The organism is Enterobacter cloacae complex sp. ECL411 (genome assembly GCF_021869665.1).
GTDB lineage: Bacteria > Pseudomonadota > Gammaproteobacteria > Enterobacterales > Enterobacteriaceae > Enterobacter > Enterobacter intestinihominis.
Window position 1 is genome coordinate 933,189 of sequence record NZ_CP091486.1, and the last position, 15,568, is coordinate 948,756.

General features: G+C 44.9%; 14 protein-coding genes. 8 read left to right on the plus strand and 6 right to left on the minus strand.

The features are described 5' to 3' along the window. The first annotated feature begins 8 nt into the window (after nt 1-8). On the plus strand, nt 9-2,414 hold the full coding sequence (locus L3069_RS04440) for a phage tail fiber protein (protein ID WP_051979813.1): 2,406 nt from the start codon (nt 9-11) through the stop codon (nt 2,412-2,414). A 42-nt stretch (nt 2,415-2,456) separates the two neighbouring features. On the opposite strand, the gene L3069_RS04445 is transcribed toward L3069_RS04440, so the two are convergent. Genes L3069_RS04445 through L3069_RS04455 form a run of 3 tightly spaced genes read right to left on the minus strand, consistent with a single transcriptional unit; the run spans nt 2,457 to nt 5,204 of the window. Then, nucleotides 2,457-3,929, minus strand: a complete 1,473-nt coding sequence (locus L3069_RS04445) for a glucosyltransferase domain-containing protein (protein WP_038415420.1) — start codon at nt 3,927-3,929, stop codon at nt 2,457-2,459. Then, a complete protein-coding gene (locus L3069_RS04450) occupies nt 3,922-4,845 on the minus strand; it encodes a glycosyltransferase family 2 protein (RefSeq protein WP_038415422.1) in 924 nt (307 codons plus the stop codon). The genes L3069_RS04445 and L3069_RS04450 overlap by 8 nt, the downstream gene beginning before the upstream one ends. Further along, a complete protein-coding gene (locus tag L3069_RS04455) occupies nt 4,842-5,204 on the minus strand; it encodes a GtrA family protein (RefSeq protein ID WP_038415424.1) in 363 nt (120 codons plus the stop codon). Before L3069_RS04455 ends, L3069_RS04450 begins: the two co-directional genes overlap by 4 nt. 149 nt (nt 5,205-5,353) lie before the next feature. Here L3069_RS04455 and L3069_RS04460 point away from each other — a divergent pair, with 149 nt between their 5' ends. Genes L3069_RS04460 through L3069_RS04470 form a run of 3 tightly spaced genes read left to right on the plus strand, consistent with a single transcriptional unit; the run spans nt 5,354 to nt 6,463 of the window. Further along, nucleotides 5,354-5,578 carry a class II holin family protein gene (locus tag L3069_RS04460; RefSeq protein ID WP_038415426.1) on the plus strand — a complete coding sequence of 75 codons (225 nt, stop codon included), beginning with the start codon at nt 5,354-5,356 and terminating at the stop codon, nt 5,576-5,578. Further along, nucleotides 5,565-6,104 (plus strand): lysozyme, encoded by a 540-nt coding sequence (locus L3069_RS04465; RefSeq protein ID WP_038415428.1) that lies wholly within the window; start codon nt 5,565-5,567, stop codon nt 6,102-6,104. Before L3069_RS04460 ends, L3069_RS04465 begins: the two co-directional genes overlap by 14 nt. Next, nucleotides 6,101-6,463 carry a hypothetical protein gene (locus tag L3069_RS04470; RefSeq protein WP_038415429.1) on the plus strand — a complete coding sequence of 121 codons (363 nt, stop codon included), beginning with the start codon at nt 6,101-6,103 and terminating at the stop codon, nt 6,461-6,463. The genes L3069_RS04465 and L3069_RS04470 overlap by 4 nt, the downstream gene beginning before the upstream one ends. Before the next feature lie 563 nt (nt 6,464-7,026). On the opposite strand, the gene L3069_RS04475 is transcribed toward L3069_RS04470, so the two are convergent. Together L3069_RS04475 and L3069_RS04480 are read right to left on the minus strand one after the other, a co-directional pair. After that, nucleotides 7,027-7,515, minus strand: coding sequence for a hypothetical protein (locus L3069_RS04475; protein ID WP_038418009.1), 489 nt, complete (start codon nt 7,513-7,515; stop codon nt 7,027-7,029). Then, entirely contained in the window at nt 7,508-8,365 is an 858-nt protein-coding gene (locus L3069_RS04480; RefSeq protein ID WP_100167853.1) for a winged helix-turn-helix domain-containing protein, read from the minus strand. The genes L3069_RS04475 and L3069_RS04480 overlap by 8 nt, the downstream gene beginning before the upstream one ends. Nucleotides 8,366-8,786: 421 nt before the next feature. On the opposite strand from L3069_RS04480, the gene L3069_RS04485 reads away from it, so the two are divergent. Next, complete coding sequence (locus L3069_RS04485; RefSeq protein WP_038415432.1) at nt 8,787-9,566, plus strand: EAL domain-containing protein; 780 nt, start codon at nt 8,787-8,789, stop codon at nt 9,564-9,566. Nucleotides 9,567-10,049: 483 nt separating this feature from the next. Here the strand turns inward: L3069_RS04485 and L3069_RS04490 are convergent. Then, nucleotides 10,050-11,170, minus strand: a protein-coding gene (locus L3069_RS04490) for an IS3 family transposase (RefSeq protein ID WP_088581779.1) whose coding sequence is annotated in 2 segments (ribosomal slippage) — nt 10,050-10,912 and nt 10,912-11,170 — 1,122 coding nt in all. Because the reading frame shifts where the segments join, the coding sequence is not laid out codon by codon here. A gap of 436 nt (nt 11,171-11,606) precedes the next feature. On the opposite strand from L3069_RS04490, the gene L3069_RS04495 reads away from it, so the two are divergent. From L3069_RS04495 to L3069_RS04505, 3 genes are all read left to right on the plus strand, one after another. Continuing rightward, nucleotides 11,607-12,152, plus strand: coding sequence for a fimbrial protein (locus L3069_RS04495; RefSeq protein ID WP_038415435.1), 546 nt, complete (start codon nt 11,607-11,609; stop codon nt 12,150-12,152). A 63-nt stretch (nt 12,153-12,215) separates the two neighbouring features. Next, nucleotides 12,216-12,929 carry a molecular chaperone gene (locus L3069_RS04500; protein WP_225303414.1) on the plus strand — a complete coding sequence of 238 codons (714 nt, stop codon included), beginning with the start codon at nt 12,216-12,218 and terminating at the stop codon, nt 12,927-12,929. Between the two features lie 24 nt (nt 12,930-12,953). Next, a complete protein-coding gene (locus L3069_RS04505) occupies nt 12,954-15,539 on the plus strand; it encodes a fimbria/pilus outer membrane usher protein (RefSeq protein WP_232926116.1) in 2,586 nt (861 codons plus the stop codon). The last annotated feature ends 29 nt before the right edge of the window (nt 15,540-15,568 follow it).

Here is a 15,568-nt window from a genome sequence, read left to right on the forward strand (position 1 = left end):
TTCGCATCATGTCGGTACCCAACCAGACTCCCTATACTATTTACAACGCCAACGGTCTGACGACCCTTTTCCCCTTCGAGTTCTATATCATCAATGCCGGTGATATTCAGGTATCAATCAACGGTACTGTCGTTACCAGCGGATATTCCGTATCAGGTGTCGGTAACGTCGGCGGGGGTGACGTGGTTTTCGTTACTCCACCTGCAAGCGGTGCAGTGGTCATGCTGGAACGTGTTGTTCCTACCTACCGGTTAACGGATTACCAGGACAACGGCGATCTGTTGGCCGACACAGTGAATAAGGATTTCGACCGCCTCTGGATGGCAATACAGCGTGCCTTTATTTATCTCGGGCTAGCGCTGCGACGTCCGCTATTTGGTGGTCCGTTCAACGCAGAAGGTTATAGGATCGCGAATCTCGGTGACCCGATAAATGTGCAGGATGCAGCGACCAGGAACTATGTCGATAATGTCAGCCTGGTGCGTACGCTGCGTGTTCCTGAGTCTTCAGTCTCCATTCTGCCGCCTGCTGATCAGCGCGCAAACAAGCTTCTGGCGTTTAACGCTGCAGGGCAACCAATCGTCGTTCTGCCAGCTTCTGGTTCGGCGTCCGATGTAATGATAGAACTTGCTAAACCCGATGGCGAAAAGTACATCGGCGAATGTCCAGACATTGCAACGCTACGGACAATCGAGCCATCTTTCGACAAGCAGCGCATCACCGTACGGGAGCACACCGTTGGACTGGGAAAAACGGGTGGCGGGGTATTCTGGTATGACGCCACGGATACGACGTCAACAGATAATAATGGACATTATATTGTCACTACTGCCGGAGCGCGATGGAAGCGAAAAGAAGTTGATGTGAAACCAGAACACTTCGGTTATAACACCACTTATACAGGTGATCAGACCAGCCTTCTTCAGGCAGCAATTTATTTTGCAGTAGAAAAAAATCGTAAGTTTATCGGTTCAACAAGGAATACAATTTACATTACATCTACTATTTACATACCACCATTCTTGACCGCAGATTGGCGCGGTATGAAAATAAAAACGGTGACAAACTCTATCACTGCTGTGCGTCTCAGTAGTGGAAGTGCGACCATTCCGGCACCACCATATAAACCTGGGACGCCTCTTGATCAGCTCGAGATAGAGGGGAGATATAAAACAGGAACAACAGCAGTTCCTGATGAGACTTTCACAACAAATGGATTGGTGATCGGTGAATCAACATCATCGCAAACATCAGATCTGAACATTGTCAATCTGATAGTTCGTGGTTTCCAGTCTTGCATAACGGTAACTGGCCCTAATAGTTATCTTCTGAAATTTGATAATTTGCCTTGTGGTGTTGCCTGGTTTAGAGGTTTTGCATGGACAGCATCTTCTAACTCAGGTGAGAATATACAATTCTTTGGTGGTTCAATTTATAACTGCATAAACACTGCTGGAACAGCACAAGGGTTATATATTGCACCAACCGCAAGCTCGGTTGAGCTTACATTTAACGGAACAAGCTTTGATTATAACGACGTAGATGTTTCTCAAAACCTAGGGAACATAACACTTAATGATTGTCATATGGAGAATAATAACAATAATCCCAAGATAACTATAGCAAATACAGCATCAAAAGAGCCTTCCAAGTTAAAAATTAAGGGAGGTAGCATGGGTGGCGGACCAGGGGCAAACAGTCTTAATCCAACTGTGGAAAGTGCGACAGGAAGGCCTTGTTATATTGATATTACATCAGCAGGAACAAGTGTGGTTATTAACGGATTGCAAGTTGGGAGTTATTACACCACTGGCAACGTTACGCAGGTTGTCAGAAACAGTGGTTCATTAACTATGCGTAAGCTTGAAATCGGTATTTTACAGAATGCCGGACCTGCAACTACGGAAGGGTGGCCTCTAAACCCTTCATTCTTTCAGAATCTACTCACATTATTGGGATATGGGTCAATCAATGGCTGGACACTTAATTCTGCCAACGGCGTTACACTGACAGCAGTGACCTCAGTATCGGCTTCACATGACAGTGGTGCTAGACAGCTTGAAAGGTCATCGTCAGGTACGGCAACAGGTATGTCTTTTTATCAGGATGTGCGTGTCAGACCTGGCAAGACAATGATAGTGAAAGCATGGTTGCAAACCCTTGAGATCATAGCTAACGGCGGTACTGCCACTATTCAGACAACTTTCCTGAATGAAGACAAATCAGTCACTGTGCAATCAGCAGCGTTAGCTCAACGAGCTGTAAGCGCTGATGGCACCCTTACTGAATGTGCAACAGTGATTCCGGTTCCGGCAGGGGCTGCATGGATGCGCGTTGCAATTTACGGTACCAACATACCAACAGGGACAACATCCAGAATTTATAGCTCTGGCGAACGCGTTTTGGAGATTTAGGGAAAAATAAAAGCTGGCTCAGATGCCTGAGCCAGTCTATATCTATTTTTTACAGTTGTCTTGACCTAATGAAATAAGCAGGTTGTTTTCATTCTCAAAAATAGAATATTGATATGTGGAAAATATTTTATCCATGCTGCCATCACAAGCCTTTTTCTGTAGAGCTTGCGAAAATTTCCTTGCCTCTCCAGAAAAATTAATATTTCTCACCCCGTTATTAATTAATGACTGGCTTAAAGTCATGTCGTAATAATTGTTTTTTATGTGTTTAAGTATAGGGAATACTCGCGCTGATGTTTTAGAGGCTTCAGAGTCTTCTGTGGCACCAAATATGTAGATATCCTTTCCTTTATTTATTGCTGATAATTTATCTGTCAGTGAGAACAATATGTATGAATCATATCTCTGCTGATGGTAAAGTGCAGATGTTGTCGCATATATAACTGAAAAAGATGAGAATATAACACATATTGATAAAATCGATGCTATATTATTTATTTTTTTGCTGCTATTGGCCGGAACCGCTAGCATCATAAATATAATAAATGTTACCGGAAACAGAACCCTAACAGGATAATACCCATTGCTAAGAATTAAATTTACCCCAATAGCACAAAGGAGAATGACAAAAGGAATTGCCATCATTATCAATATGTTTATGTATTTTGTTCTAGTGGCTTCCCCCTTTAATATTTTAATAAATATTTTTACATAAGTTACAGCAAAAATAATGGCGGCAATAGAAATGATTGCACACGAAATATAACCATATGATTGTGATGCTGTCTCAAGTGAGTTTCTCAACCCAGATAAAATAGCATGGGCAAAGTTTGAAGTAAGATCGGCTCTATGTTCGGATCCATTTATTGTTAACTTAACCACTGCGAGATAATAGACTATGCATGCAATGAAAGTTGATAATACAGCCTTTAAAATATAACTTATTGTTTTCTCGCTGTATTTACCTGACTGAAGAAAGTTTGTTATTACCAATAATGGGAATATTGCAATTGCAGGTTGATAAAATGAAAGACAGGCAATAAGCAGTAAGCATGGGAAAACTACTCTATTTTTATTCAGCGAGTCCCATGCCATCACGGGCAACAAAATAGAAAGAACCATAGACAGTGAGTCAAACCTAAAAAGCATATTCCCAAATGTAAGCGGATTAACAGCAATTGTGATACATATTAAAACATTACCTACAGTAATATCTTTGAATGTGCTCTTTAGCAAAATAATTACCAAAGTGCTTAGTGCAAGCATGCTTAATAACTGAGGTAATGGCGATATATCCGCTAGCCTCACAGAGCTTGTGCTTAAAACAATAGCAAGCCATTCTGTTAGCGGTCTTCCTAACCCAATCCATCCAAAGTAACCTTTGATAGATCTGGTTATATCATCAACAAGATAAATTCTGTCAGTAATAAGCGGGTAATAACCCAATATAATTATGACAAGAGAAAGCATGAAGGCGTTAAATGACGACAATTCCTTCTTGTGAAAACTAATCATTATTTTTCCCTTTCAAAATATAACGAGGACGGTTTTTAACCTCAACGTAAATTCTTCCGATATATTCCCCTAAAACTCCGATCCCTATCAGTTGAACACCGCCAAGAAACAATATCGAAACCAGCATTGACGGATATCCACGCACCGGGTTACCGAAAGCCAGCGTATCAATTATCATCCATGCGCCATAAAGAAAAGATAGTCCGGCCACGAACAGGCCGATGTAAGTCCACATGCGCAGCGGAAATGTTGAAAAGCTGGTTATCCCTTCCAGTGCCAGATTCCATAGCTTCCATCCATTGAATTTTGTGCTGCCTGCCACGCGTTCTGCGCGAGCATATTCAACCACATCTGTACGGCCACCAACCCAGCTCAGTACACCCTTCATAAACAGGTTGCGTTCTGGCATTAGCTTGATGTTTTCAACCACATCTCGAGACATCAGGCGGAAGTCGCCAACGTTTTCCTCGATCTGCGGATTGCTGATTTTGTTGTGCAGCTTATAGAACCACTCTGCGGTCTTGCGTTTGAGTCGTCCATCCGTAGAGCGGTCTGTTCTCTTAGCAAGAACCATATCCGCGCCGGCCTGCCATTTCTCTATCAGGTGCGGGATAACCTCAATTGGGTCCTGCAAATCAACATCTATCGGGATAATAGCTTCACCGCTTGCATGGTCCAGGCCTGCAAACAGCGCAGGTTCTTTACCGAAATTGCGGGTAAAGGAAAGAGGAATGACAAGCGGGTCGGCCACAGCGAGCGCATTTATGATTGATTCTGTCGCATCTTTACTGCCGTCGTTAATGAAGACTATTTCAACTTCATGCTGCTGAAGCCCTTCAAACTCCCGCACGGTTTTATAAAAGATTGGAATTGCTTCCTCTTCATTAAACACCGGAACGACAAGAGAAATTTTCATTTCGCATCCCTAAAGACAATGAATTTTGAGTAGATGAACCCGGCAACCAGGCTAAAGCCGGAAAATGCTATTAGGGTAACCACGGGAGGGGCGCCCACAGTATCAGCGAAGTAACCCGTCAAGCCTGCCATGATCCCCATGAATAATACGAACGCGAGATAGCGTCCGGAAGTGGCCTGTGATTTGAACGTCCATTTCGCATTCGCAAAAAAACTAAACGTCACAGCAATGCAGAATGCCAGAACGTTAGCAATCGCCTGGCTGACCCCAAAGAAGTGAAGCAGAGCGCCAAAGCACAGCCAGTGTATGGCTGTGTTGAGCACGCCAACGGAAACGTATCTACTGAATATCTTTAACATTATAAAAATCAGTCAATTCTGAAAGCCAAGAAGTTTAGCACTTGTTGTCAACCTTATCGACCTCCTCTATATGGTCGGGATTCCGACCGACCTGCGCGCTTACCCTCATGCCACGATACGATTTTCCCCACCGGGGGTGAGGCATGAGGATGAATAACGTTTCAGACGTGGCGGCGGGACTTTCCTACGGCACTTCTATTGGCAGCTTTGGCTACTGGCTTTTGCAACTGCTCGATAAAGTCAGTCCCAGCCAGTGGGCTGCAATTGGCGTTCTCGCCAGTATTCTCTTTGGTCTGCTGACTTATCTGACAAACCTTTATTTCAAAATTAAAGACGATCGTCGCAAAGAGGCTCGGGACAATGGCTACCAGTAAGGCTAAGCTCAGCGCCGCTGTTCTGGGGCTGGTGCTTGCTGGCGCATCCGCACCAACAATTCTCGATCAGTTCCTGAATGAGAAAGAGGGAAACAGCCTCACAGCCTATAAAGATGGCTCCGGGATCTGGACAATCTGCCGTGGCGCCACGCAGGTAGATGGGAAACCTGTGGTGCAGGATATACAACTGACACAGGCCAAATGTGACCAGGTAAATGCCATAGAGCGCGATAAAGCGCTTGCATGGGTTGACCGGAATATACTGGTGCCACTGACTGAGCCACAGAAAGCAGGTATTGCATCATTCTGCCCGTATAACATCGGCCCCGGAAAATGCTTCCCATCGACGTTCTATCAGCGAATCAATGCCGGTGATCGTAAAGGCGCATGTGAAGCGATTCGCTGGTGGGTTAGAGACGGTGGTCGCGACTGCCGCCTGACTAAAGGCCAGAAGAATGGTTGCTATGGTCAGGTTGTACGCCGGGATCAGGAAAGCGCACTGACGTGCTGGGGGATAGATCAGTGACCATTAAATCGAAGCTGTTAGCGCTGGCCGTTCTGCTGGCGCTTTTCGCTGGTACGTATTATGCCGGTTACCTGAAAGGCTGGTACGCCCATAGCGAAAAGGTAAACAGTGAGCATGTAGCGAAAAACAAAAAGGCTGAGAAAGCCGTCGCCACCGGGGAGCAGAAAGCGGCAGCGGCCAGCGCAGAAGGCAAGGTGATTTACCGGACCATTTACCGAGACGTGGTGAAATATGTTAACGACCCGAATCATACTAAGTGCGATTTTGACGATCACGCTGTGCAGATGCGCCAACGAGCCCTCGATGCGGCCAACTCCATCAGCGGATTTGATGCAGGAACCGTGCAAGGGAGCGAGTAAAGCTGGAACAGACAGCGACGAAGACCTGCAGGCGGACATCGAAACAGTGGAATGTCTGCGCCAGCTCCGGCTGGATAAATTGCGTTGGCAAGCTTGGTACCGGGCGACGGAATAGCCCGTTTTGTTCCTCAATCGGGAGCGAAATTAAAACGGGTATCAATTCGGGTATCTATCTCATTTGTAAAAACAAAACACAGTAAATACATGTGTTTATTTGCTGTGTTTTACTCCTATTATCGCACCATTTCAAATTCTCCCGCCATCTCTTTTCGGATTCGTTTGGTTGCAATCTGAAGTTCTATTTAAACGCCTAATCGCTTTGGTTTGTCTCCCCGCCTGGTTTGTTATCCGTTCTGTTGTGAACAGGTCGAGAATAACGGCAAGATATGCACAGTGTATTTAGCACAGACATACGTTACGTCGTACCGCAAAGTTATGGAGCAGGACCAGTTGACCGGATTCTGGTTTGAACTCTGCCGTGAGATGTGCATATCACCAACGTTAAGATGGTCATCCGAAAATCACCTTATTTCATATTAAACCGATTAAAGGATTATAAAATTTTATCTTTTTTTCACACAAATAAATAAAGGAAGAGGAACATCGCCAAAAACAAAGGTATTGAGATATCTTCGAACGGTAAGCCTGTTGTTTTCCAGATCAAACATATCGAAAAGCAGCCCAGAGGCCTCTGTCTCGGTCATGCTGTCCCCGGGGTGAGCTGTTGTCTTCATATCACTCAGGTAAAAATCGCTTTTGTTTCTGCTCAGGACCGTGAATGTTATATCCCGATTAACGAGATGCGTATTGATGGGGGAAGGCTGTCTTGCTGATACCGAAGTACCAAAGATACTGATAATACTTTCAGTACCCGGTCGTATCACCACACTGATGGTTCCATTAAAGAGATACTCTTGATCGCCCGGTGAGTTCATTTGTAAGGTTCCAGAACAGTTAATGTTGCCACTTTTAGTCATGTTACTGATAGTGACAAGGATGCCTGAGAAAAACACAAATAAAGTAATTGTTAATAATTTATATTTTTTATTCATGGCTATATACGCTCTTGCAACTGGATAACTTTTTCTTGTTGCCAGCCTGATAACTGCATCTGCTGATGAATAAACGTCCTGCTTCATCAAAAATCAGGCTGTCTTCCTGCTGAGAGATATAAAAGCTTCCTGGGAGGCAAGGTATTGATTCTCTGGCTATCTTTTCAGTTAAGGTGAGTCTCACGGGGAGCAGTTCATGCGCACTTCTGAAAAACATATATACAGGGCAGCTGTCAATCGTACCGACCTGGTATACCCTGGATACTTTCATCTCATTAGTTTTAAGCTGAATATGATAACAAATAAGTAAGAACATGATTAATGACAATGCATTAAGGCCATGAAACCATACTAATCTTTTACTGTTTTTTGTAATGGAAGTCGTACTGTCCTCTTCAGTGCCTGTATCTGTATTAGTCTCTGTAAGAGACATCCCCTGTTCGACCGTGTCAGCTAGAAAATCATCACTGAATGAACGGGTATCCGGAAGCAACAGGTCTTGTTTTTCTGCTCCGGGTTCGATCATTTTCACTTCTACATCTTTGTTCATCACAAAACCGGTACGTGGAATAGTGATGATGATATCGGCTGTTTCACCAAGTAACTGAAAATTTTTTCTAATCAACGATACATATTGTGTAAGTGTATTGTTGGACGCTTTATAACCGTACTCATCCCATACGCAATTGAGGATTTCTTCACGGGTTAAAGTTGACCCATGATATCTGATAAACAAAGACAGCAACCTTGAGGCCGTTGCTGGAAGAAGGATCGAGTCATAACTCTTACAGTTAGTTAAAGAACACTGAGCGTCATCATAAACAATATTCTCATTGAAAATATAGAGCATAACCCGTCCTTATCCTTCAGGTCTTACCTGCGGCACTTTTACCTGTATGAAATAGTGAAACTGATTTTGGCGCTGAGTTTAGCATATTAAACATATCTGTCACGCGAATATGATAGTGTTTTGTTATTTACAATAAATATCATATCAAAATATAGAATTCTCCTTCCGACATGAATGTTTTATATACATTCTGATGGTTTTTAAAACTCTCTCAATGATGAGCCTTATTTCTATATAAAAGAATAAAAAAATTAATATTGCACATATACTCAGATGAATCATCTGATATTTATATATTTTGCAATATATTATATAAAAAATTAGAAGTCAGAGTTATGATTGTTTCATTGCAGACGGACACGCTGAAGCAAACGAAAGTAAGGATAAACACTGCGATACAGATAAAAGAAGGGTATGAAACATGCTGATAATGAATGATACACTTGAAAAGAAATGTTCTTACAATTGTGAAATGGATGTTACGCCTTTCCTTCAGCCTGTTATTAATACTTATGATAACTGTATCGTGGGAGCAGAAATCCTCTGTAGAGTAAAAACAAAAAAAGGATACATACTTAATCAGCTGCATATCGAAGAACTTGAGGTGCCTGAGCGTGCAGATTTTTATGCAAGAGAGCTTTTACTGAAAACGGCAGAACTGTTAAGGAAAAATGACGGTGCAGGCGAAATCCCATCGGGCTTTGTTTTTTCTCTGAATATCACCTGTGGTCAGATAAGCTCTCAAACTATCAGGAATGCGGTAGTGAGGTTTAAGAGTTATTTCAAAACAGACGTGGTGATCCTGCTTGAGATAGTGGAAAGAAATATTACTGATGCGACCAGTGATATTCTGAATGCAATCACATTCTATAATTCTATCGGAGTGAAGTTCGCTATTGATGATGCTGGGATAAACACTGCTGCAATGAAATTTTTTGGCGTAAGTAATGTTTCAATTCTAAAACTGGATCGCTCGGTTACGCAGATAAAAGAGAACTTTGAACTAATTTACCGGAAGTTAATTGATGGCATCGTAAAAGTATCCTCTCTGTGCGGGGTGCATATTGTTGCGGAAGGGGTGGAAAATCAATATCAGAAAGAGGCTCTGGGAAACGCTGGCATCATACATATGCAAGGGTATTTTTTTTCACGACCTTTATCCGTAGCTGCTTTTTGTGATTTTATGAAACACTACCGCTGACAGGACGGATACCATGACAGTAAAAAAACAGTTTTTCTCATATCCGATGATTATTTTTACCTTAATGGACTGGAGTTTTTATTAAAGAATGAAAATAATCTAAATGTTTTTTGTCATTATGTAGATCAAAACCAGCAGGAATGTTTTTCTGATGGTATTCCTTTTGAAAACTATAATGAAAAAAGCATCATTATACTGGCAGTGGATGACTTGAACCGCATCAGGAATTTCGCTGCGCGTTTTAGAACTAATATTGTCTTTTCTCTGAGAACCCTCGGCAAAAGAGAAATGGCGCTTTGTTATAAAGGTTTTCTGGTAATTAACAGATGCCTTTCATCATGGCGGATGTTAGATGTAATTAAGAAGTACGGGAGGGTAAGTTTTATGCCTGGCATATCTCTTACTCAAAAAGAGGAACAAGTGATTTTTAATTATTTTAACTTAACGGGTGCCCTGACCTGCCCCCAGGATTAGATACAAGGCTCAGTTAGTAATGTCGGATCCTTCACTCTCAGAATTACCCTTTCTCCAGCTCGCTGCAAATTCAGACGGCGTCTGATAATTCAGCGTGGAGTGCGGGCGACATTCGTTATAATCCTGACGCCATTCGCTGATGGTTTTCCTGGCATGATTGACGTCGCTGAACCAGTGTTCATTCAGGCATTCATCGCGAAAGCGTCCGTTAAAACTCTCAATAAATCCGTTCTGCGTCGGCTTGCCGGGCTGGATAAGTCGCAGCTCCACTCCATGCTCAAAGGCCCACTGATCGAGCGCGCGGCAGGTAAACTCCGGGCCCTGATCGGTTCTTATCGTAGCCGGATAGCCGCGAAACAGCGCAATGCTGTCCAGAATACGCGTGACCTGCACGCCTGAAATCCCGAAGGCAACAGTGACCGTCAGGCATTCCTTTGTGAAGTCATCGACGCAGGTAAGGCACTTGATCCTGCGACCAGTAGCCAGCGCATCCATGACGAAATCCATCGACCAGGTCATGTTGGGCGCCGCCGGGCGGAGCAGCGGCAGACGTTCTGTTGCAAGCCCTTTACGACGACGTCTGCGTTTAACGCCCAGCCCGTTCAGATGATAAAGGCGGTACACGCGCTTGTGATTAACCAGAAGCCCTTCACGGCGCAGTAACTGCCATATGCGGCGGTAGCCAAAACGCCTGCGCTCCAGTGCCAGTTCAGTAATGCGCCCTGATAAATGGGCATCAGCCGCCGGACGCTGAGCGTCATAGCGGCAGGTCGACAGGGACAAACCTGTGAGTCTGCAGGCACGACGTTGCGACAGACCGGTCGCATCACACATCAACACCACGACTTCGCGCTTCTGGTCTGTCGTCAGTACTTTCGCCCAAGAGCCACCTGAAGCGCCTCCTTATCCAGCATGGCCTCGGCGAGCAGCTTCTTGAGTCTGGCGTTCTCTTCCTCAAGCGACTTCAGGCGCTTAACCTCAGGCACCTCCATGCCGCCATACTTCTTACGCCAGGTATAAAACGTGGCGTCGGAAATGGCGTGCTTACGGCAGAGTTCACGGGCAGAAACTCCGGCTTCAGCCTCGCGGAGAATACTGATGATCTGTTCGTCGGAAAAACGCTTCTTCATGGGGATGTCCTCATGTGGCTTATGAAGACATTACTAACATCGCGGTGTATTAATCAACGGGGAGCAGGTCAGCCCAGTTTAGTTCCTTTAAGTATAAAACTGGGGTTAAGAAAATTAGTCATTATAAACGTTCTGCTTATCAGAAATGTTGGTTAATGGTGATGGGGAAGCTCATTTTGTAGTGAAAGCATTAAGTGAAATTAGAACAGGGATGCTATAACCGCTGTCCCATGGTTTACCTCTGTTTGTTTATTGCCAAAATTCATTTGTTTGAACAGATGAAGTGCTTAATACTGAAAATTAATAACTCAACGCTTTATGTTTTTTTGTAGTGCCTGGTGATTTTCACCATTCTAAGTAAGGGGTTTGATAAGGATGTTTCCACATCTCCTTATTACAACTCTATTGTGTATAAATATGTTCAAAGGAAATAAACATGAAAAATAGTGCTATTGCGTTAACGCTGTTTGCTGTTCTGGGTGCAACTGTAAGTTCTGCGAATGCTGCATCTACAGGAACCATTACTTTTAATGGTGAACTGACTGCCACTACCTGTGATGCCGTTGTTGATAATCAGGCTGCGGATGCAACGGTTGTTCTGCCAACGGTCGGTATCAACCAGCTGGTAAATCCGGGTGAGACTGCGGGGCGTACGGGCTTCAATATCGCTCTGACTAATTGCCAGGGTACTCTTCAAAGCGCCTCCGCGTTCTTTGAGGCAGGTCCGACAGTGGATTTAGCCAGCGGACATCTAAAGAACAGCGGAACGGCAACGAATGTCAGCCTGCAGCTGCGTGACGAATCCTCTGCGACTGGAGATGTCATTGTGGCGGGTAACGGAAATCAGGCTGCCAACACAACCTATCAGAATGTTTCCTCTGGAAGTGCAAACCTGCCTTATTCGGTTGAGTATTTTGCTGATGCTGCAACCACAGCCGGGACAGTTATCAGCCAGGTGGTTTACTCCATTCAGTATATGTAATTCAACGTACTTCATTAATCAGGGGGGCTTCCGCCCCCTTTCAAAGAGAGTGGAATTATGCCTGTGCAGCGGAAGCATAACTTTATTTTTATTCAGACACTGATATTACTGTTCATGCTTTTTCTGGTGCTGCTTAGCAACCCCGTGAAAGCCAGTATTGTTATTACCGGTACCCGGGTGATTTACGCTCAGGGCGAGCGCTCTGTCAGTGTGAAACTTAATAATAATGGTAAATCCCCCGTACTTATCCAGAGCTGGATTGATGATGGTGTTATGAGCAAATCACCAGATACAAGCACGGCCCCCTTTATTGTGACGCCCCCGATAAACCGTGTTGATCCTGGCAAAGGTCAGACACTACAGATCAGTTTTACCGGAAAACCCCTGCCTTCAGATAAAGAGTCTGTATTCTGGCTTAACGTGCTTGAAGTGCCAGCACGTAACAGTGCAAAGAAAGATGATAATTTCTTACAAATCGCTTTTCGTACCCGAATAAAACTTTTTTATCGGCCGCAGGCGCTTCAGGGGAAATCTATTGAAGCTCCGGATAAACTCGAATGGAAAACCATAGGCGGGAAATTACAGGCCATCAATAAAACGCCCTGGAATGTATCTATTTCTGGCGTAAAAGCGAATGGAAAAAAAACCGAAGGGAAAATGATAGCACCTTTTGATGCTGAGTCGTTTCCGTTGCAGGTAAGGCATGGACAAACGATTCACTTTGACGCCGTCAATGATTATGGCGCAGTCACTGAGAAATCTGCTGCTGTTCAATAACGTCTGTTTGACAGGGAATATAACGTGAAAAACCATAATAAATATTTCCGCAAGAGCTTTCTTGCAGCAGCTGTTGCGGGTTTTTGCAGTATATCGCATTCAACTGAAGCAATGGAACACACAGGAGCGCAGCCTGAGAATCCTCTGTCAGAAGTGATACCTGACCCCGGGACCGGGGACGTTGAATTTATCAGTGATGTACTGATGTTACAAAACAATCAACCCGTCGATATCAGCCGCTTTTCAAAGCGCAGTTTTCTTTTACCCGGGAAATATTATGCCTCCATTCGGGTAAATGGGAGTGAAGTAGGGAATGAAAATATCGAGATTAAAACCCGGGCGGATAACTCTGGTTATGTCTGTATAACGCCGGAATTACTGAAAGCGATCCCTCTGGCCTGGGAAAGAATCAATGAGACCGACACAGTGCGGCTGCCAAATTCTGATGGCTGCACCGAGATCTTATCTGGCATCCCGAATGCCAGGGTCGAATTCGATGCGGGAGAGCAGGTACTGGATATTACGTTGCCGCAAAAATATGTCCATCGCTCTGCGCGTGGTTTCGTAAACCCGGAACTCTGGGATAGCGGTATACCAGCAGCATTTCTCAGCTATGGCCTCAACGCCTGGACAAGTCAGTCCAGTCATTACGATTATAAATCGTTGTTTGCCTCGTTAAATACCGGATTCAATCTTGGTGCATGGTATTTCCGTCATAATGGCTCTTATTCCTGGTCAGATGACGGGAAAAAGGATTATCAATCTCTGAACACGTATGCGCAGCGGGATATTCCGTTCATTAAAGGCCGCTTACTTGTCGGCCAGTCTAATACTACAGGCAGGGTTTTTGACTCACTGCCCTTTTCCGGTATGCAAATTGCCAGTGATGAGCGCATGTATCCGGCTTCGCTGCGGGGTTATGCGCCTGAAATCAGGGGGATGGCAAGAACGAATGCGAAAGTCACTGTACGCCAGAACAACGCCATTATTTACGAAACTACCGTATCCCCGGGTGAATTCGTCATTAACGATCTTTATCCGACGGGATTTGGTGGCGACCTGGCCGTGACCGTCCGGGAGGCAGATGGCAATGAAAACTTTTTTCTGGTCCCATATACCGCGATGCCCCAGCTAATTAAACCGGGGTCGTACCGCTATTCTATTACGGCGGGTAAATTACGCCAGCTCAATCTTAGAGATAAACCAGAGTTTTATGAGGCAACCTGGCAGCACGGACTGTCAAATTACCTGACGGGCTATACTGGCTGGCAACAAAGCGATGGCTATTATGCCGCTCAGGCTGGTATGGCATTAGGAACCCAGGCCGGGGCGATTTCTCTGGATATCACCCAGTCGCATGCCTCTTTTGCGGGCAACCCGAATGGTCAGGAATATAGCCATAAAACGTCATCAGGACAGAGCTACAGACTCAGCTATTCAAAATTCATCCCCCGGACGGGCACCAATTTGACGCTGGCAACCTATCGTTTTTCACCGCAGGGCTATTACGATCTGGCAACAGCCATGATGACAAAAGATATGCTGGCGCGTGGTTACGATGAACAGCGTCTGAAACGTTCTAAAAGCCGCTATACCCTGACTGCCAGCCAGTCTCTTCCCGAAGGTCTGGGACAGTTCTACGCAAGTGCTTCATTGCAGAATTACTGGAACAGTGAGGATACCGATAAACAGTTCCAGGTAGGTTACAGTAATAGCTGGAACTCAGTCACTTACGGACTGAATGTCAACCGAACATATACCTGGTACGGCAAAAGCGATACCAGCTGGCTTCTGTCCCTCAGCTTCCCTCTGGGGACTGCCGGAGACACTCACGTTCCATCCGCGCGTCTGGAAACAGGGCGCAACAATGATGGTTCATGGTCAAAAGCGGCCTCCCTGTCCGGAACGGCCGGCAAAGACAACCAGTACAGCTATGGGTTAACGGCGCGTAATACCAGCGGCACAACCGGCAGCAGCCTGTATGTTAACGGGCAGTGGCGGACACCTTATACGTACCTTAATGCCAGCAGCAGCGTTGGTAATCATAACCAGAGCCAGTCATTTGGTGCGAATGGGTCAGTGATCCTGCATTCCGGTGGTGCAACGCTCAGCCCTTACACCTCAGATACCTGGGCGTTGATTGAAGCCAGAGGTGCCGAAGGCGCCCGGGTTTCCTCTTACCCTGGTATCAGTATTGATAATGCCGGGTATGCAGCAGTGCCTTATCTGAATGCGTATGAACTGAATGAAGTGGCTATCGATCCAAAGGGTGCGACGAACGATGTCGGTTTTGATAGCACATCACGTAAGGTGGCCCCCTACGCCGGTGCCATTGTAAAGGTTAAATATAATACGCAGACAGGTGTCCCTGTACTGATTTCTGCCCGATGGAAAGGAGAAACAGTCCCCTTTGGCGCTGATCTCAGTAATGAGAAGGGTAATTATATTGCGACCGTCGGCCAGGCCGGGCAGATATTTGTTCGCCTTGAGCCAGGCACTCATATTCTCAAACTGAAGGCCGGTAATCAGGGTGAATGTAAAATGAAAGTCATCATTTCCGAAGAAGATTCAGCAATTAATATGAAGAAAGAGGTCCTGGAATGTTACTGAATGCGGTAGGGTTTCTGTCACGCAGTAGC

Excerpts from the sequence above, each read along its gene's own strand:
- L3069_RS04495 (WP_038415435.1), top strand. The coding sequence starts at position 11,607 with ATGAAAAATAGTGCTATTGCGTTAACGCTGTTTGCTGTTCTGGGTGCA.
- L3069_RS04450 (WP_038415422.1), bottom strand. The coding sequence starts at position 4,845 with ATGAAAATTTCTCTTGTCGTTCCGGTGTTTAATGAAGAGGAAGCAATT.
- L3069_RS04465 (WP_038415428.1), top strand. The coding sequence starts at position 5,565 with ATGGCTACCAGTAAGGCTAAGCTCAGCGCCGCTGTTCTGGGGCTGGTG.
- L3069_RS04460 (WP_038415426.1), top strand. The coding sequence starts at position 5,354 with ATGAATAACGTTTCAGACGTGGCGGCGGGACTTTCCTACGGCACTTCT.
- L3069_RS04455 (WP_038415424.1), bottom strand. The coding sequence starts at position 5,204 with ATGTTAAAGATATTCAGTAGATACGTTTCCGTTGGCGTGCTCAACACA.
- L3069_RS04445 (WP_038415420.1), bottom strand. The coding sequence starts at position 3,929 with ATGATTAGTTTTCACAAGAAGGAATTGTCGTCATTTAACGCCTTCATG.
- L3069_RS04440 (WP_051979813.1), top strand. The coding sequence starts at position 9 with ATGTCGGTACCCAACCAGACTCCCTATACTATTTACAACGCCAACGGT.
- L3069_RS04475 (WP_038418009.1), bottom strand. The coding sequence starts at position 7,515 with ATGAATAAAAAATATAAATTATTAACAATTACTTTATTTGTGTTTTTC.
- L3069_RS04480 (WP_100167853.1), bottom strand. The coding sequence starts at position 8,365 with ATGCTCTATATTTTCAATGAGAATATTGTTTATGATGACGCTCAGTGT.
- L3069_RS04485 (WP_038415432.1), top strand. The coding sequence starts at position 8,787 with ATGCTGATAATGAATGATACACTTGAAAAGAAATGTTCTTACAATTGT.